The organism is Vulcanococcus sp. (assembly GCF_044369115.1).
Lineage (GTDB): Bacteria > Cyanobacteriota > Cyanobacteriia > PCC-6307 > Cyanobiaceae > Vulcanococcus.
Genome location: NZ_JBIPMN010000005.1, coordinates 1 through 22,683, shown reverse-complemented (window position 1 = coordinate 22,683; position 22,683 = coordinate 1). Strand labels below are relative to the sequence as shown.

The window sequence follows — 22,683 nt, the reverse complement described above, 5'->3', positions numbered from 1 at the left end:
GGATTGGCGAGGGGAACTGTCCAAGTCTGGATATCCGTGGATATCCGCCTACGGACAGCCCGTTGCGAGCCACCCACAGCGCTCAAGCCAAAACGCTCAAGGGGTCAGCTGTGCCGCTCCATACCCACCACCCCCTGGCGTTTCCAGGATCACCCGATCGCAAACCTGCAGCTCCACGGCAGCACGTCCCGGCAAAGGCACCAACTCCCCATCGGCACGCAGCAAGGCATTAGCGCCGCAGGCACCGGCCTCGCCACCGGCCAGGCCAAAGGGAGCCACCTCTCGGCTGCCGGTGAGCAGCGAGAGGGTGATCGGCTCGAGCGCCCGAAGTTCGCGCACCACCCCATCACCACCGCGCCAGCGGCCGGCACCGCCGCTGCCCTGGCGAATCGCGAACCGCTCGAGCCGCACGGGCAGGCGCCGCTCAAGGATCTCCGGATCGGTGAGGCGGGAGTTGGTCATGTGCGACTGCACCGCTGAAGCTCCGTCAAAGCCTTCACCTGCTCCGGTGCCGCCGCAGATCGTTTCGTAGTACTGGTAGCGCGCGTTGCCGAAACTGAGGTTGTTCATGGTGCCCTGGGCCGCCGCCATCACGCCCAGCGCCGCAAACAAGGCATTGGCAACCGCCTGCGAGGTTTCCACGTTGCCCGCCACAACTGCCGCCGGGGGCTGGGGGTTCAGCACCGAACCCTCCGGCACCACCAGCTCGAGCGGCTCAAAACAACCGGCATTCAGCGGAATCGGCTCCTGCACCAGGCAGCGGAACACGTAGAGCACCACCGCCTTGGTGATCGCCAGGGGAGCGTTGAGGTTGCTGGGCTGCTGAGGCGAAGAGCCGCTGAAATCGATCCGCGCGCCGCGGCGGGCCGGATCAACCCGCACGGCCACCAGAATCTCGGTGCCGCAGTCCATCTGCACCCGCGCCTCTCCATCGGCGAGCTGATCAATCACCCGGCGCACGGCTTCGGCGGCATGGTCTTGCACCTGGCGCATGGCGCTGCACACCGGATCGACACCCTGGCTCTCCATCAGCTGCAGGAGCCGCTCCACCCCCAGGTGATTGGCCGCCACCTGCGCCTGCAGATCAGCCATCAGTTGATCGGGGTTGCGCACCGGAAAGGCTCCTGCGCTGAGCCGTTCGCGCCAATCCGCCTCCAGCAAACGGCCATGACGCACCAAGGGAACGTTGTCGAGCAGCAGACCTTCCTGCTCAATCGTGGTGCTGTGGGGTGGCATCGAACCCGGCGTGATGCCGCCCACATCGGCGTGATGCCCCCGACTGGCCACAAACGCCATCAGTTGATCACCAGCAAACAGCGGACTGATCACCGTCAGATCCGGCAGGTGGCTGCCGCCGTTGAACGGGTTGTTGGAAACGACCGCATCACCCGGTGCCAGAGGCTCCAAGGCGCCGCGCTGCACATCCCTCAGCAACGCCAGCACGCTCTCCCCCATCGAACCCAGGTGCACGGGGATATGGGGAGCGTTGGCCACCAAGCGGCCTGCCGCATCAAAGAGCGCACAGGAAAAGTCGAGACGCTCGCGGATGTTCACCGAAGCGCTGGTCTGCTGCAGCCGCGTGCCCATCTGCTCGGCGATCGCCATGAAGCGATGGCTGAACAACTCCAGCTGGATCGGATCCAACGGGCTCTCGCTGGCAGCCAGCGGCGGCCGCGCCCTCACGGCCTGCTGCTCCAGCAAGAGCTCACTGGCCGGCAGCACGCGAGCACGCCAACCCGGCAACAGCAGGATGGTGCCCGTGGCCTCGGCAATCAACGCCGGACCCATGACCTGTTGATCCACAGCCAGGTGCTCACGCCGCCACAGAGGCGCGCGCTGCCAAGCGCCATCGATGTGCAACTGCACGAAGCACTCCGGGGCCTCGTGCGCCGATGCATCGGCCGGGGGCTTGACGTGCAACGGCGCACCAGGCCAAGTGAGCTCCAGCGAGAACCGCTCCACCTCCGGCCAGCCGGCAGGGCCTGCCGGCCTCGAGGGAAGATAGCCATACCGTGTGCGGTAGGCCTGCTGAAACGCCTCCGCCAGCGCCGGTGCGCTCGCTTCCTGGGGCCAGCGCACCGGCAACGCCTGATCAGAGCCAGGCCAGCGCAGATGCAGATGCCGTTCCAGCCGAACGGCAGCATCAACGCCCAAACCGCCCAGCAGCTCCGACTGGAGCAGCAACTGAACCCGCTGCTCCAACTGCGGAACGAGCGCATCACTGAGCCGCTCCGCCACGCTCTGCTCCAGCACTTGGCCCTGATCCGCCAGGCCGATGCCATAAGCCGACAACACGCCCGCGAGGGGATGCAACAACACCTGGCGCATGCCGAGCAGCTCCGCCAGGGCGCAGGCGTGCTGGCCGCCCGCACCACCGAAGCTGCACAGCACCGCTTCGCTCAGATCATGGCCCTGCTGAATCGAAATGCGGCGGATCGCTTCCGCCATGCGCTCCAGGGCTACAGCCAAAGCACCTTCCGCCGCCTGCTCAGGACTGCAGGCCATGGCGGCGGCCAAAGCCTCGAACTGCTGCTGCACCACCTCGAGATCCAGGGGCTGATCGCCCTTCGGGCCAAACACCGCCGGGAAGTGCTGCGGCTGCAGCCGGCCCAGTAGCAAGTTGGCATCCGTCACGGTGAGCGGGCCGCCGCGCCGGTAGCAAGCCGGTCCTGGATCTGCGCCAGCTGAATCCGGACCCACCGCCAGCCGCAGACCATCGAAGCTCAAACAGGAACCACCACCGGCCGCCACGGTGTGGATCGCCAGCATCGGCGCCTGGATCGGAACGCCGCCCAACTCCACCTGCTGATGGCGGGGCCAGGCGCCCTCCACGTAGCAAACATCGGTGGACGTGCCGCCCATATCAAAGCCAACGATCCGCTGGAAACCAGCTGCAGCAGCGGTGCGGGCGGCACCCACCAGCCCGCCTGCCGGCCCGGACAGGATCGTGTCCTTGGCATGAAGCACCTGCGGAGCGGTGAGCATGCCGCTCGATTGCATCACCTGCAGCGGCACATGGGGGCCAAGATCCGCCTGCAGCTGTTGGAGATAGGCGCTGAGAACGGGCGCAACCGCCGCCTCGAGCACGGTGGTGTGCCCCCGGGGCACCAGGCGCGGCAATGGGCTCACGTGATGCGACAAGGCGATCTGGTCGAACCCCAACGACGCCAACCAAGCGCCAACAGCGTTCTCATGGCTCGGGTTGACCACGCTGTGCAGCAGCACCACCGCAACGCTGCGGACGCCATCAGCCCAGGCCTGCAGCGCCTGCTCATGCAGCGCCTCCGAGAACTGCAACGGCTCCACCTCTTCGCCGTTGGCTCCGATGCGGCCCGGAATCTCCAGCACCCGTTGATAGAGAGGGGCGGGACGCTCAATCGCCAATGCAAACAGATCGGGGCGGTGTTGGTCGCCGATGTGCAACAGATCGGCGAAGCCTTGATTCACCAGCAGCAGGGCGGGGGCACCGTTCTGCTCAAGGAAGGCATTGGTGGCCACCGTGGTGCCGAGCCGCACCTCCTCAATCAAGCCCTCGGGTAGGTGGCCATCGGCAGCATCGAGCCCCAGCAAACGGCGGATGGCGCGCACCGCCGGATCTCCCGGCTGATCAGGCTGCACCGAAAGAACCTTCTCCACCAGAAGCTCGCCCTGGGGCGAGCGGGCCACCACATCGGTGAAGGTGCCGCCGCGATCGATCCAGAAGCGCCAGCAGCCCTTGGCCATGTGCAGCTGCGAGGCACTTGCTGAACTCTACGAAGGCTGGTGGACCCTCCCTCTGCCCGATGATGAATCGCTGCGATCCAGATCCGCTTTGGTCGAGCAGGACGTGCTGGCCGCGCTCGACGGGCTGCTCTGGCTGCGCACGGGAGAGGCCGTGGCGGAGCGTCTGGGAATCAGTCAATCGAGCGTGTCGCGGGTGGCGGGCCGTTGCCTGCGCCTGTTCGACATCAAGGGCCACAAGCTCGATGGCGAATGGGATCTGATCGGCGATGAGCCCCTGCTGGCGGCGGAGCGGCGGGTTCATCAGATCGCCCGCTGGATGGGCCACCGCCCACTGCGCCTGGAGGCCACCTATTGGTCGGGGCCCCTGCTGTGCACACCTGTGCCGCCGGGCTGGATCTTGGGGGAGTGCAACATCGTGGGCGTGCAGCGGAACTGGGAGCTGCTGCGCGAGCGGATCGTGGATGTGTGGCTTTCGGGCCTGCCCGATCTACCCGAAGCCGACGATCCCGATCTCACCAGCTTCACCCTCTCGCGGATGCCGGTGCACTGCCTGGTGGGGGAGGACCACCCGCTGCTGGATCAACCCTCGCTTTGCTTCGCCGATCTGGCCGCTTTTCCGAGCCTGGCCCTGCCGGCCGATGCCTACCCCAAGGTTGAGAGGGCCCTGCGCCAGCTGGGCCTCTGGAGCTCACCGGTGCGGATGAAGCGCTACCAGCGGCAGCTGTGGGAAGGCAAAACCGAACAGGAACTGACCATCGGCTACGGCACGGCGCTGAGCCTGCAGCTGCCAGAGCCGGCCATGCATCGCCTTCCTCTACAACTGCCGATCGAATCGGGAGAAGCGCTGGTGGTGCGGCGGGAGCTCGCCCTCACCCCCGCCTTCCAACACTTGGCCCGCACCCTGCACGCGCGCCTCAGCCAGCTGGCTGAGGGCCTGCCAGAGATTGAGGTGTTGCCGCTGGGCTTCAGCGGTAGTTCTGGAACTGCAGAGGCACCTCAACCTCCTGAGCCTTGAGCAGGTTGATCGCCGCCTGCAGATCGTCTTTGCTCTTGCCGGTCACCCGCAGGGTGTCGCCCTGAATCGCAACGGTGACCTTCTTGAGCTCATCGCGCACGGTTTTGCTCAGCTTCTTGGCCAACTCCTGGGTGAGCCCCTTACGCAGCTTCACCTCCTGCTTCACCCGGTTACCGCCCACGGGCTCAGGCGCCTGGAAGTCGAAGATCTTGAGCGAGAGGTTGCGCTTGGTGGCCTTCTGACGCAGCACGTCTTCCACAGCCTGCAGCGTCATGTCGCTGGCGGTGGTGATCGTGAAGCTGGTCTCCTCCAGATCGATTTCGGTGTTCGAGTCCTTGAGGTCGTAGCGGGTCGAGACGTCGCGGCGCACCTGATCGAGGGCGTTCACCAGCTCCTGACGGTCGAAGTCGGAAACCACGTCAAAGGAATAGGTGTCGGCCATGGGCAGGCGGCGAGGGCGGCGGAATCAGGCCCCAGCCTAGAAAAGGAGGCTGAAACCACCCACCACCATGGAATCCGCTTTTGCCTGGTCGCTCTGCCTAGCCGCAGGGGTGGTGGTCTCCAGCCTGGTGCCCCTGGGCGCTGCGCGCTCCAAGGCGGATTTCACCGTGGCGGATCTGGCAGCGCCGCGGGCGATGTTCGATCGGCTGCCGGAGTGGGGCAAACGGGCCAACTGGGCTCACCTCAACAGCTTTGAAGCCTTCGTGCTGTTTGCCCCCGCAGCCCTGCTCTGCCTCGTCGCCAACGTGCACAGCAGCATCGCGATCACTGCCGCCTGGGCCTATCCGGCGCTGCGTTTGGCGTACATCGCGGCCTACGTGGCCAATCTGCCGCCCGTGCGTTCGCTCTGTTGGGCGGGCGCAATGACCTGCGCAGGTCTGCTTTACCTCGAGGGCCTCAAAGCCATCTGAAGAGCAAACTTTTCAGAGAAAGAATCGAGCTGATCACTCTTTTCCTGGAGTGATTCAGTCAAAAAACATCAAACTCACCACCTTGCCCATGTCTTCGGCCGTGCGGCAGCTGGCCAACAAGGTTTCGCTGTCGTGGAAGGCGAAACAAATCAACTGATCACAGCGGCGAATGATTTCCTGATTGCAGAGGCTGCTGGCCATGGGCAGAGGCAGCTCATCATGTTCGGGTTTTTCCACCAGGTGCAGCACCTGCTCCAGCTGTTCGCGGGATTCACGGGGCTGGCGGTCGAGGCTCTGGGGCAGCAGCACCGTGAGGCGGGAAGCATCGATCTCCAGCACGCTGCGGATCACCGCGGCGTTCACACCCTGGGCACCGGATGTAATCAGGCTGTGGCCCTCCTGGGCGAGCGAGCGCGACACCAGCTCCACCAGATGCACCGACACCACAGGCACATGACGGCTGCCAAGAATGGCGATCCGCCGCTTGCTGCGGTCTTGCAGCATGGCCAGCTCCTGGGCCAGGGTGTCGATCCGGTCTAAGGCCGGTATATCAAGAGACCGGGTCAACGCACACCACCTGCTGACGACTCGAAACTAGCAGTGTTCACGCTGGAACCGGCAGTTGCAAACGCTTCAGCAGCGGCTCAAAATCACAGTGCTCCTCCACCAGGCGGAAGGCATAGGTGGCCTTCACGGATTCGTGCAGGCGCACATGGCCAAACGCGCTTTCGATCACTTCAACCGTGGTGAGGGTGTCGTGCTCCACCTTGAGCAGCGGCACTTCCAGTTCTTCAGCCCGAGAAATCAACTGGGGCAGGGGTTCACCGGCACCCGTGAGGATCAGGCATTGGGTGGAAGCCTCCAGGGCCGCCAATTGAATATCGGTGCGATCGGCGCCAGTCACAACGGCCATATTGCGGCGGCGGCGGAAAAACTCCATGGCGGAGTTCACATTCATCGCACCGATCGAAAGCGTTTCCACCAGCAGATCCAAGCGATCGCGGCAGCACAGCACTTCCGCATCCAGGCGCCGGCTGAGCTCCTCCACCGTGACGCTGCGCAGCAGAGGCGAACGGGGCATCACCCCGAGCACCGGAACGCCAAGCCGCTCCAGGGCAGGAGCCACCTCGGAGCGCACGGCATCCACCTGCTCAGGCGGCAGACCATTCAGCACCACACCGCAGAGCAGATCGCCCAGCTGCTCGCGGGCAGCCAGCAGGGGTTCGGCGCTGTGGCAGCCGCTCCAGCTGTGCACCAACACCACAGGCGCCTGCAGCTCCCGGGCCACCTGGACCAGATCCAGGCCATAGAGCAGGCCATCGCTGAGGCCACCGGCACCCTCCAACAGGGTGATGCCTTCACCGCTTGAGCTCAGCTGCTTCTGCAGCGCCGCTAATCCTTCACCTGCCGTGAGCGTGCCGGCCAGCAGTCGCTCGCGCGAGGCAGCGGCGCTCTGCAGATGCACCGAGGGCACCAGCTGCGCTTCGCTCAGGCCCAGGATCTGGCCCACGAAGCGAACGTCGTCGTCGATCAGCAGGCCACTGCCGCCGGCCCCCAGCTCCGCGCTATCCGCCAGGGGTTTGCCAATCCGCACCGTGAGGCCCCGCTGCAGCCACTGGCGGGCAAGCCCCAACACCACAGCCGATTTGCCACTGAAGGGTTCACAGGAGCCGATCAGCAGGGCCGACGAACGGGCGTGGGAGCTCGCGCTGTCGTGACCCATAAGGCGAACGCTGGTGCGGCGAATCTAGGCCTGTAACGCCTGGGCATCGTGTCCAAGAATCAACCACTGCCAGAACGCCTCCGGCAGATCCGCAGGCTGACCAGCCGCCCCACCCGTCGCCTGCCAGGCCATCAGCCACTGGAGCAGCCGATGGGTGGGCAATGCAAAGTTGTAGAGCACCGGTTGCTCCAGGCCCACGCCCTGAACCGAGAGCTGCACCAGAGCCGGCTCGAGCGGCGCCACACCCGGCTGCCACTGCAGCACGAATGGGCGCTGGCCGGCGGGCCGGAGCGGCCGCTGGCCCTGCAGGCTCCCCTGCGCCAGCAGCTGCAGCCCTCGCTCCAGAGCAACGGGATCGGCAGCACCCTGGCAGTAGGGGGCGAACAGGGCCACCAGCGCCGCCGACATCCGAGCCACTCCAACTGCTTTGAGGATGCCGCAAGCTGACGCCAACGCCCATTGCCGATGTCTGAGCTGCCTTTTGCCGGCCGCACCGTGGCCGTGACCGGAGCCAGCGGCAGCCTGGGACGAGCGCTGCTGCTCGAGCTGCATCGCCAGGGCGCTGCTCTGGTGGCTCTCACCAGCAGTGATGCGCCGCTCTGCCTCAGCAGCGCCGACGGCCAAGCAGTGCCGCTTGAGCAGGTGCGCTGGAACTGCGGTGAGGAACAGGAGCTGCAACCCGTGCTGGAGCGCTGCGATGTGCTGGTGGTGAACCACGGGTTCAACAGCCACGCCGACCGAAGTGCCGAGGCCGTGCTGCGCTCACTGGAGGTGAATGCCCTGAGCAGCTGGCGGCTGCTGGAACTCTTTGCCGCCATCGCCAACACCGATCCAGCCCGCCCCGTGGCTCGGGAGCTGTGGATGAACACCTCAGAAGCCGAGATTCAGGCGGCGCTGAGCCCCCTCTACGAGATCAGCAAACGGCTGCAGGGGCAGCTGCTGAGCCTGCGCAGCCTGGATCTGGCAGGGCCGCAGCTACGGCTGCGGCGCCTGGTGCTGGGGCCCTTCCGTTCAGCCCTCAACCCAATCGGGGTGATGAGTGCAGGGTTTGTGGCGCGAGAAATCCTGCGGCAGGTGCGGTGGAACTGGGGGCTGGTGATCGTCAGCCCCAATCCACTCACCTATCTGTTGATTCCCCTGGCATGCCTCAGCCGCTGGCTCTATTTCCAGGCCACCAGCCAGCGATCAGCCCGCTGAGGTGCTTCAGAAATCGCGGTCGGTGAGGATTTCGCAGCCGTCGCTGGTCACGGCGATGGTGTGTTCCCACTGGGCCGAGAGGCTGCCATCCACGGTCACCACCGTCCAGCGATCTTTGAGGGTGCGGCAGGCCTTGCTGCCGGCGTTGAGGATCGGCTCCACCGCCAGGGTCATGCCGGGGCGGAGCTTCATGTTGGGCAGCTCCCGGGTGCGGTAGTTGAACACCGAGGGCTCCTCGTGCAGGTTCCGGCCCACGCCGTGGCCGGTGTAGTCCTCCACCACAGCGAAGCCGTGGGCCTCCACGTGATCCTGCACCGCTCCAGCCAGATCGAACAGGGTGCTGCCGGCCTTCACGGTGGCCAGCCCCTTCATCAGGGATTCCTGGGCCACCCGCGAGAGGGTGCGAGCGTGCTCAGGCACACCCTCGCCCACGCAGATGGTCACGCAGCTGTCGCCGTGATAGCCATCGAAGTAGGCGCCTGTGTCGATCTTCATCAGGTCGCCGGCCTTGATCACCCGCTTGTTGCTGGGGATGCCGTGCACCACCTCATTGTTGATAGAGGCGCAGATGCTGGCGGGAAAACCGTGATAGCCCTTGAAGCTGGGCACAGCACCCAGCTCACGGATGCGCTTTTCGGCGTGGGCATCGAGATCGCCGGTAGTCATGCCGGGTGCTGCCATCTGGATGATTTCGCGCAGAACGGTGGCCACGATCCGGCTGGCCTGGCGCATCGTGTCGATCTCGCGGGCGCTCTTCACCTCAACACCGCGACGACTCTTCTGAATACGCGGCCCCGTCTGAGTGATCACGGAAGGGGTGTCGGTCGCAGCGGCGGTGGCGGTGGCGGCGCCAGCTTGGGACTTCTGCGTGGCGGCGAGCAGGTCAGCGAACAGGTTCATCTCGGCGTTACAGACCCCTTCACTGCAAGTTAGAACCTGAAACCTCAGCTCGGCAGATCCCCGCCATGAGCACGCTGCTGGTTCAACTGCGCCGCTGGCATGCGGCGCTGGCTCCTGTTGTGCTGGCGCCATTGCTTCTCACCGTGCTCAGCGGCATGAGCTACCGGCTGCTGAAAGACTGGGCTGGCCTGGGCCGCGATCAGGTGCACTGGCTAATGGTGGTGCACGAAGGGGAATGGCTGGGCCCTTCGGCCGAACCTGTTTATGTGCTGCTCAATGGATTGGGCTTGCTCTGGATGCTGTGCACTGGCGGCGGAATGCTGCTTCAGCGCTGGCGCCGCAGACAGCCCGCAGGGACCACTGCACCCTGAGCCAGTACACTAGTTGTTTGGCCAGGCGTTTTTCGGAGCTGGATGGCAGCGGAACCCAAAGACATGACTGACGACATCAAAGAAACCACCAGCGACACCACCAGCACCGAGGCCACTGCCGCTGCTGAGAGCAACGTTGCCGTTGCCGAGAAGCCTGCCGCCAAGGTGAGCGTGGGCAAGCTGAGCGCCAGCCAATTGATCCGCGCTTTCGAAGAAGAGCAGATCGCCAAGCAGGCCAAGGACCACCCTGATATCTACGTGGGTGACACCGTGCGCGTGGGTGTGCGCATCACCGAGGGCAACAAGGAGCGCATCCAGCCCTACGAGGGTGTGGTGATCGCCAAGCGTCACGGCGGCCTCAACGAGACCATCACCGTGCGCCGCATCTTCCAGGGTGTGGGTGTTGAGCGTGTTTTTCTGATTCACAGCCCTCAGGTGGCTTCCATCAAGGTGGAGCGCCGGGGTAAGGTGCGTCGAGCGAAGCTTTTCTATCTGCGCGATCGAGTGGGCAAAGCCACCCGTGTCAAGCAGCGCTTCGATCGCTGATCGCCATTCGGCCTCAGCTCAAGGCCATCTTTCGTTGATTGGCCCGTCGGATGATTCGGTTCCTACCTGGATCATCCGGCAGAGGGAACATCGGCCCTGCGCCGTTAGTTCAGTTGGTAGAACGCAGGTCTCCAAAACCTGATGTCGGGGGTTCAAGTCCTCCACGGCGCGTTCGGTGTTCCCTCCCTGCAGTTTCTACGTTCCGGACATGGAGTTGGATCTACAGCCCGGTGATGTCGTCAAGGTTCTCGAATCCGCCGCCTTGGGTTGGGTTCGTGCCCGGGTGATCCGTGTGAAATCGGGTGGTCGCGTCGTCGTTCAAAGCGATCAAGGTCGTGAATTCACGGCCCGCGGCAATCAAGTTCGTCTGATCGAGCCTGCTGGCTTCCGGCCCTGAGGGTCTCCAGCGTTGTGCACCGATAAGCCCGCCACCCGGCGGGCTTTTTTGTGGCTCCACACAACACGCCGGTGCGGCGCTCCAATGCGGCGCTCCAGTGGGTGTCTATTGCGGTGCCCTGGTTATGGTGCGGCGTGCGGGCTCAACCACGTCCCACCGAACGCGTCTGAGCGGGCTAGGCGGCACAACAGAGCAAGCCGGACAGCCCGCGCCAACACCACCGGTCCTTGAGTGAAGACTCAGAACATCGCTCAGCCACGCAGCCCAGTTGACGGAGGGCAGGTCGACAACAGATACTTTTGGAGTCGCTGACGCGGCACAGACGAGGCCCAAAGCCCAGTCTGGGAGCGCTCTTAGAGCACTCGAGGGACTGTAGTTCAATCGGTTAGAGCACCGCCCTGTCACGGCGGAAGTTGCGGGTTCGAGCCCCGTCAGTCCCGTTCCATTTATTTGAGGACAAGGCCAGTGGTGACAACTGGAGCGGCGGTGCGTGTGCGTCTCGCCCCCAGTCCCACCGGCACCCTCCACATCGGCACGGCTCGCACCGCCGTGTTCAATTGGCTGTTTGCGCGTCGCCAGGGCGGTCAATTCCTGCTTCGCATCGAAGACACCGACAAGGAGCGCAGCAAGCCCGAGTACACCGCCAACATCCTGGAAGGGTTGCAGTGGCTGGGGCTGAACTGGGACGGCGAACCGGTGGTACAAAGCGAGCGCATCGCCGAGCACCGCGCCGCCATTCAGCAGCTGCTGGACAGTGGCCATGCCTACCGCTGCTACGCCAGCGAGGCCGAGCTCACCGAGATGCGTGAGCGGCAGGCCGCTGAAAACCGCGCCCCCCGCTACGACAACCGCCACCGCGATCTCAGTTCCGAGCAGGTGCAGGCCTACATCGCCGAAGGGCGCGAAGCCACGATCCGCTTCCGCATCGACGATGCCGCCGCGATCACCTGGAGCGACCTGGTGCGCGGTGAGATGCGCTGGGCCGGTGCCGACCTGGGGGGCGACATGGTGATCGCCCGCCGCGCCCCCGCCGATCAGATCGGCGATCCCCTCTACAACCTAGTGGTGGTGGTGGATGACGCCGCCATGGCCATCACCCATGTGATCCGCGGCGAAGACCACATCGCCAACACCGCCAAGCAGCTGCTGCTGTACGAGGCCCTCGGCGCGCCAGCGCCGGTGTTTGCCCACACGCCGCTGATCCTCAACAAAGAAGGCAAGAAGCTCTCCAAGCGCGATGGCGTTACCTCGGTGAGCGACTTCCGCTCCCAGGGCTACACAGCTGAAGCCCTCGCCAACTACATGACCCTGCTGGGCTGGTCGCCGCCGGAAGGCATGGGGGAGCGCTTCACCCTCGAGCAGGCCGCAGCAGCGTTTGATTTCGATCGGGTCAACAAAGCCGGTGCCCGCTTCGATTGGGACAAGCTGAACTGGCTGAACAGCCAGGTGCTGCATGAGCAGGGCCCTGAGCAGTTGCTGGCTGAGCTGTTGCCCCTGTGGAGTGCCCAGGGCTGGGCGGTCGAGCGCGCGGAGCCGAGCTGGCTGCAGGAGCTTTCAGCACTCCTGGGCCCATCGCTGGTCACCCTGCAAGACGGCATCGCGCAGGCGCAACCCTTCTTCGAGCGGCCCGAGCTGAATGCAGCGGCCGTGACACAGCTGGAAAGCGAGGGTGCTCGCCCGGCGCTGCAGGCGTTGCTTGAGCGGCTGCCCGAGGGTGCACTCACGGCTGATGCCGCCCAAGCCTTGCTGGGCGAAGCCGTGGTCGCTGCAGGTGTGAAAAAAGGCGTGTTGATGAAAACCCTGCGGGCCGCCCTACTCGGCAGCCTTCAGGGTCCCGATCTGCTCACCACCTGGCTGCTGCTGCAACCCAGCGGTGAGGCGCGCAGCCGCATCGAGCGCAGCCTGTGAGGGAGCCTCTGGCTCCACCAGCCCGAGTTTCTGGGCGAGTAGCGGCGCACTGAAGCCCTGCACCACGACAGTGAGCAGGATCGTGAGGAACACCAGCCCCTTCAGGGCCCCGGCTCCCGGCACCTCGGCCGCCTCCAGTTCCAGCGCAAACAGGCTGGCTACGGCAGCGGTCACGATGCCGCGGGGTGCCACCCAGCTGAGCATCAACTTGTCGCGCCAGCTCAGATAGCTCAGGCCGATGCCGGCGCACTGCACCACCACCCAGCGGTACAGCATCAGACAGAACACACAGGCCACACCACCCCAGCCCAGTGGACTGAGCTCAGCCCAGGAGAGATCCGCCGCGAGCAACGGAAACAGAACTGTGATCGCCAGCTGCGCCAACTGGGCGATCAACTCATCGAGCTGACTGGCCTGCTCATCGAGCCGCAGACCTACCACCACACCCACCATCACCGCCGCGGGGAATCCCGCTTCCGGCAGCAGCGTCTGCGTGCCGGCCACCACCAGAAACAGCATCCCGAGCGACACCTGCAACTGCAGGCCTGCGGCGTCCTTCGGCAACCGCTCGAGCACCAGCACCAACAGCCAACCCGCCAGGGCCCCAAGCAAGGCGCCACCGCCCAAACGCAGCAGGAGCAAGCTGGCCACGTTCTGCCAGCTGGGCAGATCACCCAGGGCCAGCTGCAACAGCAGCAACGCCAGCACCGCAGCCGTGGGCTCGAGGATCAGGCCTTCCGCCTCAAGCGCCTGAGCCAGATCGCCCTGCAAGCGCATCTGCCGCACCATCGGCGTGATCACGGTGGGACCAGTGGCCAGGGCGATGGCACCGAACACCCAGGCCAGGGGCCAACTCAGGCCAGCCAGCTCATGGGCCAGCAGTGCTCCACCACCAAGCCCGAGCACCAGCCGCACCAGCACCAGCTGAATCACCGTGCGCTGCAGCTGCTTGCCCGCCAGGCGCAGATTGAGGCCGCCATCGAAGAGCACCAGGCTCACCAGCAAACCCACCAGCGGCTCGAGGCCGGCTCCGAGGGTTTCCGGCTGCACCAGATGCAAACCCGCCTGCCCGACCACCAGGCCGAGCACCAGCAACAGCACCACCGCCGGCAGGCCGCTGAGCTTGGCCACCAGCTGGGCCAGGGAGCCTGAGAAGAACGAGGCTCCCCAGACCAGTTCAGAATTCATCATCCAGCGAACCGTAGATGGGCTCGACACGGATGCCCTGCACGGCGCTGGGGCGAACCACCAGATATTCGCCGGGCAACTCGTTGATCGGCACGTTGATAAACGCGTCAGCGGATCCGGCGTTAAGCACCGTGCCGTACCACTGCTGAAAGGTGTCGAGGCTGGGGAAATGCACCACCTGGGTGTGGCCACCGGCCAGGAGTAGATGAATCGCGTAGCGACTGGGGGTTCGAGCCATCAGCGGCAGGCAGGGAGCGGGCGCACAGCCCCAGGATGCTGCAGGCGCAAGGGCTGGGCAGCCGCCGGGGCGTAGAGAGGATGGCGCGGTTGGCCGCTGGCGGTGAGCCCGACGGCCAGTAGCGGGGTGTCAGCATGCAGCTGCGGCGCCAACAAATCCAGCACCTGCTGATCCCGCTGGCGCCAAACACCGCCATTGCCCCACCCAAACCAAAGGGCATGCGCCGCGGCCACGCTGCGCTGGAGCCACTGGTTGTTCTCAGCTCCCACCGGGTCGCTGCTGCGCCGCAGCACAGCCGGGCTGGAGGAGCAGCGGGCAAACAGATTCACCACCTCCAAGCCGCCGAACCCCCAGGCGCGGGCAAACCCGAGCAGCCGCCGCAGGGTGGGGTCGTCGCGTTCGGCATCGGCGCGGGAGGGGTTGAGGCCGATGAACAGCAGCTGCGGCTGCTCGGGAGTCCAGCAGCGCTGCAACCACCAGCGGTAGCGGCGATCGGCGCTGAAGGCGGCCTGACGCGAAAGGGCCATCCAGTAACCCTGACAGACCAGATGCGGCCTCTGCCAGGCTGGGGCGCACCGGATCAGGAGCAACGGGTGGCGGGCGCAGCAAGCGGGGGTTCAGCAAACGGCAAACCCCTGCTGCTGCTGGTGGACGGCCACTCGCTGGCCTTCCGCAGCTTCTATGCCTTCAGCAAAGGCGGCGAGGGGGGCCTGAGCACCAAAGAAGGCGTGCCCACCTCGGTGACCTACGGCTTCCTCAAGGCGCTGCTCGACAACTGCAAGGGCTTGGTGCCCCAGGGGGTGGTGATCGCCTTCGACACGGCCGAGCCCACCTTCCGCCACGAGGCCGATGAGGCCTACAAGGCCCACCGCGACGAGGCACCGGAGCACTTCTTCCAGGATCTGGGCAACCTGCAGCAGATCCTGCAGCAGGCGCTCGACATTCCTTTATGCATGGCGCCCGGCTACGAAGCCGACGACGTACTCGGCACCCTGGCCAACCGCGCCGCCAACGCGGGCTGGCGGGTGCGCATCCTCTCCGGTGATCGCGACCTGTTCCAGCTGGTGGACGATCAGCGCGACATCGCCGTGCTTTACATGGGTGGTGGGCCTTATGCCAAAAGCAGTGGGCCGGTGGAAATGCGGCGCGAAGGCGTGGTGGCGAAGCTCGGCGTCACCCCGGAAGAGGTGGTAGACCTCAAGGCACTCACCGGCGACAGCAGCGACAACATCCCGGGCGTGAAAGGGGTGGGGCCGAAAACCGCCATCAACCTGCTGCAGGCCTACACCAACCTCGATGGCATTTATACGGCCCTGACGGAGCTGCTGGCCGCCGGCCCCAAGGCCAAAGACCCCAAGGGGGTGCTGAAGGGCGCCCTGCTGGGCAAGCTCGAAGCAGACCGCGAGAGCGCCTACCGCTCGCGCATGCTCGCCGAAATCCTGGTGGACATCCCCCTGCCCCAGGCCCCCCGCCTGGAGCTGGGCGCTGTGAACGCCGAGGCCCTGGCGGACAGCCTCGAAGAGCTGGAGCTGTTCAGCCTGCGCCGTCAGGTTGACCAATTCGCCCAGGTGTTCTCGGCGGAACCGCCGGAGAGCGTGGGAGTGGGTGGGGAGAAGCGTTCAAGCTCCTCTCGCAAGGCGGATATCCATGGATATCCGGATGCGGACACAGCAGAAACAGCACCAACCTCCAACCAGTCCGCAACAGAGGCCCGCACCACCAGCGCAACCCCTGAACTCCAACCCCAGCTGATCACCAGCCCCGAAACTCTCGCGGCGCTGATGCAGCGCCTGATGGCCTGCACCGATCCCGCCTCTCCCGTGGCGCTCGATACAGAGACCACCAGCCTCAATCCCTTCCGCGCCGAGCTGGTGGGTGTGGGGGTGGCCTGGGGGGAGGGCCCAAGTGAGCTGGCCTACATCCCGATCGGCCACCAGAGCGGCAGCAGCGGCGATCTGCTCAACCCGCCTCCAGAGCAGCTACCCCTCGATCAGGTGCTCACCGCCCTGGCCCCCTGGCTCGCCAGCCCCGAGCATCGCAAAACCCTGCAGAACGCCAAATACGACCGGCTGATCCTGCTGCGCCACGGCCTGCCGCTGGAGGGCGTGGTGATGGACACGCTGCTGGCCGATTACCTGCGCGATGCCAACGCCAAACACGGCCTGGAGCTGCTGGCCCAGCGCAACTTCGGCTTCCTGCCCACCAGCTTCAGCGAACTGGTGCCCAAGGGCGCGGATTTCTCGGCCGTGCCGATCGAGCAGGCGGCGCTCTATTGCGGCATGGACGTGCACGTGACCTGGCGGCTGACGCCGCTGCTGCGGGCCCAACTGGTGGAGCTCGGGCCGCAACTGCCACAGCTGCTGGATCGCGTGGAACTGCCGCTGGAGCCGGTACTGGCCCAGATGGAAGCCACAGGTATCCGCATCGACACGGCCTATCTGGGCGAGCTCTCCCAGGAGTTGGCCGCCACGCTGGAGCAGCTGGAGCGCGAGGCGATCGCAGCCGCCGGCAGCCCCTTCAACCTCGCCTCCCCCAAGCAACTGGGCGAGCTGCTGTTCGACACGCTCGGGCTCGATCGCAAGAAATCACGCAAAACCAAAACCGGCTGGAGCACCGATGCCGTGGTGCTTGAGAAGCTGGAAGATGCCCACCCGGTGGTGCCGCTGGTGCTCGAGCACCGCACCCTCAGCAAGCTCAAGAGCACCTACGTGGATGCCCTGCCGGCGTTGGTGGAGCCGGAAACCGGCAGGGTGCACACCGATTTCAACCAGGCGGTGACCGCCACGGGGCGCCTGAGCAGCAGCAACCCCAACCTGCAAAACATCCCGGTGCGCACCGAGTTTTCGAGGCGGATCCGCAAGGCGTTTTTGCCGGAGGCCGGCTGGCAGCTGATCAGCGCCGACTACTCGCAGATCGAGCTGCGCATCCTGGCGCACCTTTCGGGAGAGGAGGCACTGGTGGATGCCTACCGCAACGGCGACGACGTGCACGCCCTCACGGCGCGGCTCCTGCTCGACAAGGGCGCCGGCGAGGCAGTGAGCAGCGATGAACGGCGCCTCGGCAAAACGATCAACTTCGGCGTGGTGTATGGGATGGGCGCCCAGCGCTTCGCGCGTGAAACCGGCGTCAGCCAGGCCGAAGCCAAAGACTTCCTCAGCAAATACAAGCAGCGCTACCCGCGGGTGTTCGCCTTCCTGGAGCTGCAGGAACGGCTGGCGCTGAGCCGCGGCTACGTGGAAACAATTCTGGGCCGCCGGCGGCCGTTCGCCTTCGATCCCTCCGGCCTCGGCCGCCTGCTGGGCAAAGACCCCCTGGAGATCGACCTGGAGGTGGCCCGCCGCGGCGGCATGGAAGCCCAGCAACTGCGCGCCGCCGCCAATGCCCCAATCCAGGGCTCCAGCGCTGACATCATCAAGCTGGCGATGGTGCAGCTGCATCACAAACTTGCCGCCAGCTGCCTACCGGCGCGGCTGCTGCTGCAGGTGCACGACGAACTGGTGCTCGAAGCAGCGCCTGAGGCCCTCGATCAGGCGCTAAGCCTCACCCGTGAAACCATGGAGAGCGCGGTTGAGCTGTCGGTTCCCCTGCTGGTGGAAACGGGCGTCGGCCCCAACTGGATGGAAACAAAATGAAGTGTTGCTATCGGCGTACAGCGCCTAAATAACTGAAGAAACGTGCATCGTCGAGGTCGACAGAGGCAACAACAGCACTATCAGCAACGACATAAGCAATCATGTCGTTGCCATCAAAGATGGCGAAGCCTGCCGAAGGATTCAGACCCTCAGGGGCAACATCTCGAGAGAGCGTGAGCGCCCGACGACGACGACCAGCAAGCTGGATTCGGTCACCTTCCGCAAAATCGGTGATGAGCGCATAGCTACTATTGCCACGACCTTTGATATCAAGATAGAGGCTGTCTCGTTTGTTCTCAGCCAAAACGAAGAGATCATTTCCTTCACCGCCAGCTAGTCGATCGATTTCGGTGATCTTCCGTGGCCTGGAGCGATCTGATGCCTTGATGAGATCGTTACCCGCACCGCCCACAACCGTATCGGAGCCTTTACCCAGGTAAATAGCATCATCACCGGCGCCGCCTTCTACATAGAAACTGCGACGCCGGAGCTTGGAAGCAACAGTAAAGACATCATCACCAGCCCCTAGGAAGAAGTTACCGGAACCGAATGACTTGCCGTTGCGAACCCTTAAACGATCAGACGCATCCGATAGAACCCGATCTCCAGGAGCAGGAGTCCGATAGTCAATCAGAAGATTAAGAGGTGAGTCAGCGGTCTGATCAGGAACAGGAACAGGAACAGGAACAGGAACAGGAACAGGAACAGGAACAGGAACAGGAACAGGAACAGGAACAGGAGGAGCAAGATTGACTTCGAACAGGCCACCAGGGTCACGAACGAGACCTAGCTCGGGATTGTCGTCACCACGACCATTATCCTGAACATAAACAGCAAGATAGACATTGCTGACCATCTGCTGATCCAAGAAGTCCCCTTGATTCACAGCGAGATAAGCGCCGTTCACGAGCCTCTCTAGGCGTGAACCAGTACTGACACCGAACTCATCAGTTTGCCAGTCAAACACTGAGAACGATCCATCCGAAGCCAACTTCAGATAATTGATTTTTTTAAGAGAGCCATAAAGCTGATCAGGGAGCTCGAATTCGAATCGAACAACTTCGCCCGGATTCTCTAGTGCGATGGCAAAGTCCAACAGCGGCATCAGAGGCGCTATTGACTCAAGTTCAAGATCTTGAGAAAAACCGAGTGATTGGGCGTTGAACCCGCTCAGAATCTCTTGAGTAACAACAGGGCCTACAGATACAGATAGATCAGCGGAGAGACCAGTTGCCGAAAATAGGATCGCCGAGCTCGCAGCACTAGATGTGCCCAGAGAAGGCAATACAGTGGTTTCAGAGCGAGGGGTAAGGTCGACAGGCCGATCCACATTGGCCGCCGCGATCACAAACCGCTGCGGAAAATCAACATAGGAGAACTCCCCTTGTTGGGTTAAGCGATCGGAAACACCAACCCTGAAACTAAGCGATTTAATATCATTCTCAGACGGAAGATCTGCATCAGACAAGCCAGATGCAACTCGAAGCTGGTTACCATCCACAACAAGCTTAGAGGCCAAACCACTCAGTGAATCAGGCAAAGAACCTGACGCCAGGCGATAGACAAGGTCAGCAGCATCCGTGTCAGGATCAAAAGCAGCGAACGTTCCGAGCAAAGTCCCCGCCTGAACTTTTCCAGCGTCAACGGGAATAGAGCGCGCCGTCTGAAAGAACACCCGCTCGGGAAGGCTGAAAGTCTGAACTCTATTGACATACGTCAACAATTTGAGTATCTCAGCACTAGCAGGTCCGGAACCACCAGCGACCAGAGGGTTGTCGCTGGAAGGGTTTAAAAGTCCGTTAGCTACGGATATGCTGTTATCCAGCAAACGAACAGAGAGTGAACCTGGGGTGCCATAAAAGCTCGAAGCGGGAACAAAGCGGATCAGTGCATCCGCACGGAGCAACAAAGGAGCGTCAGCACTGACTACAGGGAAAGACAACCAGCTGACACCACCACTAGAAGAATATTGCCAGCGACCATTAAGAGGATTGAGAGCCGCTTCGTTCGCGACAACCGCGACACCGGCGAAGTTGCTGTATGCATTCGCGGCCGCAGCCTGATCCCTGAATACGGCGCTGGAGCCGAACAACTCTGCAACAGATTGACCGGAGATCTCGGAAGCCGACGCCCCCTGATCCACAGAGTTCGCGTATAAACGACGCTGGAGATCTTCGATTGAAACACCTACAACAGGTGCCCACGAAGGGGGGATCTGCTGCTGAGGCAGTGCCAAGGGAGCCTGGTTAATGCCATTTTCAGCTGCAATTCGAATATCTCGATTTAGAACCCCACCAGTTCCGTCCTCAACCTTCGCAGAAAGACGCAGGTAGCCTCTCTGTCGCACAGCATCCAGCTGCGAAGAAGTCACTGCATTGGCTAGATATAGAGTATTACCAACCAAGCTAAGCAAAGCATTGTCGTTGCTGCTGCTTGGTTGCTGCAAACTAAACGTGAGAGAACCGCTACTGCTATCTGGATCGGTGGCATTCAGAGTCGCAATGGGGGTATTGGATGATGTGAGGTCAAACGGCAGCAGAGCCCCTGAAGCCAAGAACAGTGCATTAGGAGCTTGCGGTTGGGGATTAACCTGTGTGCTCAGAGTCAGAAGACTTGCACTTGCTGAGGATGAACCTCCCGAAGAGAGCGCTCCAGCGCGAAGCCCCGAGATGAAAGACTCGCTGCCGTCGAGCAAGCGAACATTCAAGGAGCCAGGCGATCCTGAAAAGCCTGGACGGGGCAAGAAGCGCAACTCCGCAGTAGCGGCAAGAAGGAACGGAGTGGTTTCGGCTACCTGTGGTAGCGCAAGCCATGAACCGTCAGGTGTCAGGCGATACTGCCAAGCACCCTGTAGGGGTTTTGCAGCATTCTGAATAATCGCGACACCTGCAAATGTAGTGCCATTAGAAACTTGTTGAGAGCCCGCACTGGAATCTTGGAAACTGGATGCGAACAGATCCCCGACGGTATCGCCAGGCGGATTGGAGGCTCCTTCTAAAACTGGGGAAAGCTGAGGGAGCGTAGCTTGCTGATTAATCTGAGGGGCAAGATTGGTGTTATTGAGAACGCCCAAAGTAAAAGAACGCTCTAAAGGAGTCGTCTGGCCGTCGCTGACAGCCAAGCGAAAGCTGATGGCTGATTCGTTGAGAGCAGCAGTGCCCACACGACTCAACTGACCCGTTGATGAATTTAATGCGAAATCAGCGCTAACGTTCGCTCCCGAGGCACCCGTGGCATACACAAGCGTGTATTCAAGACTGTTAGGCGAATCAAGATCAGTGCCAACAGCCGTTGCGAACGGTGTGCCGGAGCTACTAGATGGCACACCAACCACATCAACAAGCCGAAGTTCTGTAGGGCGCTTAGGTGTCGGGAGAACAGTTGTGGTCAAAGACAGCAAATCTGAGGAAGCAGACCCGAAGCCACCAACTGCAAGGGCTTCACCTTGGTTGAGGCGCCCTCGTTTCCAGGTGTTGCTGTTATCCAGCAGCCGGACTGAGAGAGAACCTGGAGATCCGACGAAACCAGGACCTGGGACAAAACGCAGACGATCCCCTGATAAGAGAATGAAGGGATCTGACTCACTCAAAAGTGGTAGATTTTGCCACAAGCTCCCCGATGCAGATCGATACTGCCACCGGCCCTGTGACATCAGGGATGGATCGTTGACAACGGCGACAGCCGCAAAACCGTTGGACGATCCATCAAGGTTTTGATCTAAAAAGCGGGCCCCGAATAAAGAGCTAACAGTATTTCCGCTCAACGTAGATGGATTGGCGCCTTCGTTAACGGAAGCCAGTGAAACAGGCTCGTTAGGAGTGACGACTGTTGGAGCACTATTGTTTAAATTGGCAATAATTGGGATCAAGAAGGTGCCGCCCACAGCGAGCGCTTCCTGAGCTTCAGCTTCAGGCTCAACAATTTCAGTTGCCGTGACGCTGATCCGAAGAGCCGTGCGAGATGCAAGAATGGCGGCAAAGTTATCTTGATCAACAGAGGGTCTAAGCGTGATGACACCAGTTGAGGGATTAATATCAACTAAGGAGTTGTCATTAAACGTTGTAGCAGGTGCGAGATCGTAGCGAAGATCTTGGCCATCAGGATCCGTGGCGACAAGCGTGCCTAAAGGGGTATTGAGCAGCTCAGAAGCAGACTTCTTGGGAATACCTGCATTGTTGAGAACCAATCCTGTTGGCGGTAGGTTATCAGCAACAACTTTGACGACGCGCTCGGTTGCAAGTGACTTATTACCCGAGGTATCTTCTGAGGTAAGAGTGAGTGTGTACTCACCGGCGCTAGGTATTTGGGCGGCAGCATAGTGAAGCGACCATATTCCCGCTGAGGAGGCAGTAGTGGTACGCGTCGATTCACCCCAGGCGATCGTCACGAGGCTGCCAGCTTCTGCCGTACCGCTTAAAGAAACGCCACTTGATTTTTCTGCAGTATTAATCTGGTTATCACCGGCAACTGCCAACAAGACTGGTGGCGAAGGCGGAATTGTATCTAACACACCGCTGATATTGACCTTGAAATCAGTGGTTACAAATCCGGTTGCATTGTCGGAAACCGTGAAGGTGAACGCATCGGTGGCGTTCGTGGTTAGGGTATTGAGAGTTAATGTTCCGTAGATGCCGGTCCTTGTTGCAAAACCATTCGCAACACTACCATCAGTAATACCAAAACTAAGAGTTTGCCCCTCAGGGTCATCAGCTGTTAACTTTCCAATGATGGGTGAGAAGCTTGTGTTATTACCTGGGCTATCGACATAAGAACCAGCAACAACAGGTTCCAGACTAGGTGCGTCATTACTGCCGATGATATTGAAGACAATATCCTCTAGGGCGGTGGTTTGAACGCCGTCGGTTAAAGCAACGCTGAAGGAATCGGAAACAGTTTGCCCGTCTTGCAGGGAATTAGTCTGCTCAGAGGAATTA

18 protein-coding genes and 2 tRNA genes are annotated in these 22,683 nt (G+C 62.5%); 10 read left to right on the top strand and 10 right to left on the bottom strand.

The window, feature by feature from the left end:
* Positions 1–96: 96 nt before the first annotated feature.
* Complete coding sequence (locus tag ACIQ2E_RS00850) at positions 97–3,723, bottom strand: hydantoinase B/oxoprolinase family protein (protein ID WP_398324800.1); 3,627 nt, start codon at positions 3,721–3,723, stop codon at positions 97–99.
* Positions 3,724–3,811: 88 nt separating this feature from the next.
* Here ACIQ2E_RS00850 and ACIQ2E_RS00845 point away from each other — a divergent pair, with 88 nt between their 5' ends.
* A complete protein-coding gene (locus ACIQ2E_RS00845) occupies positions 3,812–4,738 on the top strand; it encodes a LysR substrate-binding domain-containing protein (protein WP_398324797.1) in 927 nt (308 codons plus the stop codon).
* On the opposite strand, the gene ACIQ2E_RS00840 is transcribed toward ACIQ2E_RS00845, so the two are convergent.
* Positions 4,689–5,180, bottom strand: a complete 492-nt coding sequence (locus tag ACIQ2E_RS00840) for a YajQ family cyclic di-GMP-binding protein (RefSeq protein WP_398324794.1) — start codon at positions 5,178–5,180, stop codon at positions 4,689–4,691. The two genes, ACIQ2E_RS00845 and ACIQ2E_RS00840, sit on opposite strands and share 50 nt — an antisense overlap.
* Positions 5,181–5,247: 67 nt before the next feature.
* Between ACIQ2E_RS00840 and ACIQ2E_RS00835 the strand changes: the two genes are divergently transcribed.
* On the top strand, positions 5,248–5,649 hold the full coding sequence (locus tag ACIQ2E_RS00835; protein ID WP_398324791.1) for an MAPEG family protein: 402 nt from the start codon (positions 5,248–5,250) through the stop codon (positions 5,647–5,649).
* A gap of 54 nt (positions 5,650–5,703) precedes the next feature.
* On the opposite strand, the gene ACIQ2E_RS00830 is transcribed toward ACIQ2E_RS00835, so the two are convergent.
* The 3 genes from ACIQ2E_RS00830 to ebsA are packed head-to-tail and all read right to left on the bottom strand — an operon-like array spanning position 5,704 to position 7,780.
* Positions 5,704–6,216, bottom strand: coding sequence for a DNA recombination-mediator protein A (locus ACIQ2E_RS00830; RefSeq protein WP_398324788.1), 513 nt, complete (start codon positions 6,214–6,216; stop codon positions 5,704–5,706).
* 37 nt (positions 6,217–6,253) lie between these two features.
* Positions 6,254–7,372: a phosphotransacetylase family protein gene (locus tag ACIQ2E_RS00825; RefSeq protein WP_398324785.1), complete on the bottom strand. Its 1,119-nt coding sequence runs from the start codon at positions 7,370–7,372 to the stop codon at positions 6,254–6,256.
* A 24-nt stretch (positions 7,373–7,396) separates the two neighbouring features.
* Positions 7,397–7,780 carry a type IV pilus biogenesis protein EbsA gene (gene ebsA / locus ACIQ2E_RS00820; RefSeq protein ID WP_398324823.1) on the bottom strand — a complete coding sequence of 128 codons (384 nt, stop codon included), beginning with the start codon at positions 7,778–7,780 and terminating at the stop codon, positions 7,397–7,399.
* 57 nt (positions 7,781–7,837) lie between these two features.
* Here ebsA and ACIQ2E_RS00815 point away from each other — a divergent pair, with 57 nt between their 5' ends.
* Positions 7,838–8,569, top strand: coding sequence for an NAD-dependent epimerase/dehydratase family protein (locus ACIQ2E_RS00815; protein WP_398324782.1), 732 nt, complete (start codon positions 7,838–7,840; stop codon positions 8,567–8,569).
* 6 nt (positions 8,570–8,575) lie between these two features.
* On the opposite strand, the gene map is transcribed toward ACIQ2E_RS00815, so the two are convergent.
* On the bottom strand, positions 8,576–9,469 hold the full coding sequence (gene map / locus ACIQ2E_RS00810; protein ID WP_398324779.1) for a type I methionyl aminopeptidase: 894 nt from the start codon (positions 9,467–9,469) through the stop codon (positions 8,576–8,578).
* A gap of 65 nt (positions 9,470–9,534) precedes the next feature.
* Between map and ACIQ2E_RS00805 the strand changes: the two genes are divergently transcribed.
* The 6 genes from ACIQ2E_RS00805 to gltX all read left to right on the top strand — a co-directional run bounded on the left by ACIQ2E_RS00805 (position 9,535) and on the right by gltX (position 12,691).
* Positions 9,535–9,840, top strand: a complete 306-nt coding sequence (locus tag ACIQ2E_RS00805; protein WP_398324776.1) for a peptidase — start codon at positions 9,535–9,537, stop codon at positions 9,838–9,840.
* 42 nt (positions 9,841–9,882) lie between these two features.
* A complete protein-coding gene (gene rplS, locus ACIQ2E_RS00800) occupies positions 9,883–10,386 on the top strand; it encodes a 50S ribosomal protein L19 (RefSeq protein WP_398324773.1) in 504 nt (167 codons plus the stop codon).
* Positions 10,387–10,484: 98 nt separating this feature from the next.
* Positions 10,485–10,557: transfer RNA gene (locus tag ACIQ2E_RS00795), tRNA-Trp, on the top strand.
* 37 nt (positions 10,558–10,594) lie between these two features.
* Positions 10,595–10,783 carry a hyperconserved protein Hcp gene (locus ACIQ2E_RS00790; protein ID WP_006043540.1) on the top strand — a complete coding sequence of 63 codons (189 nt, stop codon included), beginning with the start codon at positions 10,595–10,597 and terminating at the stop codon, positions 10,781–10,783.
* Between the two features lie 366 nt (positions 10,784–11,149).
* Positions 11,150–11,223: transfer RNA gene (locus ACIQ2E_RS00785), tRNA-Asp, on the top strand.
* Between the two features lie 46 nt (positions 11,224–11,269).
* A complete protein-coding gene (gltX, locus tag ACIQ2E_RS00780) occupies positions 11,270–12,691 on the top strand; it encodes a glutamate--tRNA ligase (protein WP_398324770.1) in 1,422 nt (473 codons plus the stop codon).
* Here gltX and ACIQ2E_RS00775 read toward each other — a convergent pair.
* The 3 genes from ACIQ2E_RS00775 to ACIQ2E_RS00765 are packed head-to-tail and all read right to left on the bottom strand — an operon-like array spanning position 12,596 to position 14,644.
* On the bottom strand, positions 12,596–13,879 hold the full coding sequence (locus ACIQ2E_RS00775) for a cation:proton antiporter (protein WP_398324767.1): 1,284 nt from the start codon (positions 13,877–13,879) through the stop codon (positions 12,596–12,598). The two genes, gltX and ACIQ2E_RS00775, sit on opposite strands and share 96 nt — an antisense overlap.
* Complete coding sequence (locus ACIQ2E_RS00770) at positions 13,869–14,117, bottom strand: hypothetical protein (RefSeq protein WP_398324764.1); 249 nt, start codon at positions 14,115–14,117, stop codon at positions 13,869–13,871. The genes ACIQ2E_RS00775 and ACIQ2E_RS00770 overlap by 11 nt, the downstream gene beginning before the upstream one ends.
* Positions 14,117–14,644 (bottom strand): DUF1643 domain-containing protein, encoded by a 528-nt coding sequence (locus tag ACIQ2E_RS00765; RefSeq protein WP_398324761.1) that lies wholly within the window; start codon positions 14,642–14,644, stop codon positions 14,117–14,119. The genes ACIQ2E_RS00770 and ACIQ2E_RS00765 overlap by 1 nt, the downstream gene beginning before the upstream one ends.
* Before the next feature lie 21 nt (positions 14,645–14,665).
* On the opposite strand from ACIQ2E_RS00765, the gene polA reads away from it, so the two are divergent.
* Positions 14,666–17,749, top strand: coding sequence for a DNA polymerase I (gene polA / locus ACIQ2E_RS00760; RefSeq protein WP_398324758.1), 3,084 nt, complete (start codon positions 14,666–14,668; stop codon positions 17,747–17,749).
* A 7-nt stretch (positions 17,750–17,756) separates the two neighbouring features.
* Here the strand turns inward: polA and ACIQ2E_RS00755 are convergent.
* Positions 17,757–22,683, bottom strand: a 4,927-nt coding sequence (locus ACIQ2E_RS00755) for a VCBS domain-containing protein (protein WP_398324755.1), incomplete at its 5' end; no start/stop codon positions are given.

Bases quoted from the DNA above. Each gene is read 5' to 3' on its own strand.
- ACIQ2E_RS00850 (WP_398324800.1), bottom strand. From the start codon at position 3,723: ATGGCCAAGGGCTGCTGGCGCTTCTGGATCGATCGCGGCGGCACCTTC.
- ACIQ2E_RS00840 (WP_398324794.1), bottom strand. From the start codon at position 5,180: ATGGCCGACACCTATTCCTTTGACGTGGTTTCCGACTTCGACCGTCAG.
- ACIQ2E_RS00835 (WP_398324791.1), top strand. From the start codon at position 5,248: ATGGAATCCGCTTTTGCCTGGTCGCTCTGCCTAGCCGCAGGGGTGGTG.
- ACIQ2E_RS00825 (WP_398324785.1), bottom strand. From the start codon at position 7,372: ATGGGTCACGACAGCGCGAGCTCCCACGCCCGTTCGTCGGCCCTGCTG.
- ebsA (WP_398324823.1), bottom strand. From the start codon at position 7,780: ATGTCGGCGGCGCTGGTGGCCCTGTTCGCCCCCTACTGCCAGGGTGCT.
- ACIQ2E_RS00815 (WP_398324782.1), top strand. From the start codon at position 7,838: ATGTCTGAGCTGCCTTTTGCCGGCCGCACCGTGGCCGTGACCGGAGCC.
- map (WP_398324779.1), bottom strand. From the start codon at position 9,469: ATGAACCTGTTCGCTGACCTGCTCGCCGCCACGCAGAAGTCCCAAGCT.
- ACIQ2E_RS00805 (WP_398324776.1), top strand. From the start codon at position 9,535: ATGAGCACGCTGCTGGTTCAACTGCGCCGCTGGCATGCGGCGCTGGCT.
- rplS (WP_398324773.1), top strand. From the start codon at position 9,883: ATGGCAGCGGAACCCAAAGACATGACTGACGACATCAAAGAAACCACC.
- ACIQ2E_RS00790 (WP_006043540.1), top strand. From the start codon at position 10,595: ATGGAGTTGGATCTACAGCCCGGTGATGTCGTCAAGGTTCTCGAATCC.
- ACIQ2E_RS00775 (WP_398324767.1), bottom strand. From the start codon at position 13,879: ATGAATTCTGAACTGGTCTGGGGAGCCTCGTTCTTCTCAGGCTCCCTG.
- ACIQ2E_RS00770 (WP_398324764.1), bottom strand. From the start codon at position 14,117: ATGGCTCGAACCCCCAGTCGCTACGCGATTCATCTACTCCTGGCCGGT.
- ACIQ2E_RS00765 (WP_398324761.1), bottom strand. From the start codon at position 14,644: ATGGCCCTTTCGCGTCAGGCCGCCTTCAGCGCCGATCGCCGCTACCGC.
- polA (WP_398324758.1), top strand. From the start codon at position 14,666: ATGCGGCCTCTGCCAGGCTGGGGCGCACCGGATCAGGAGCAACGGGTG.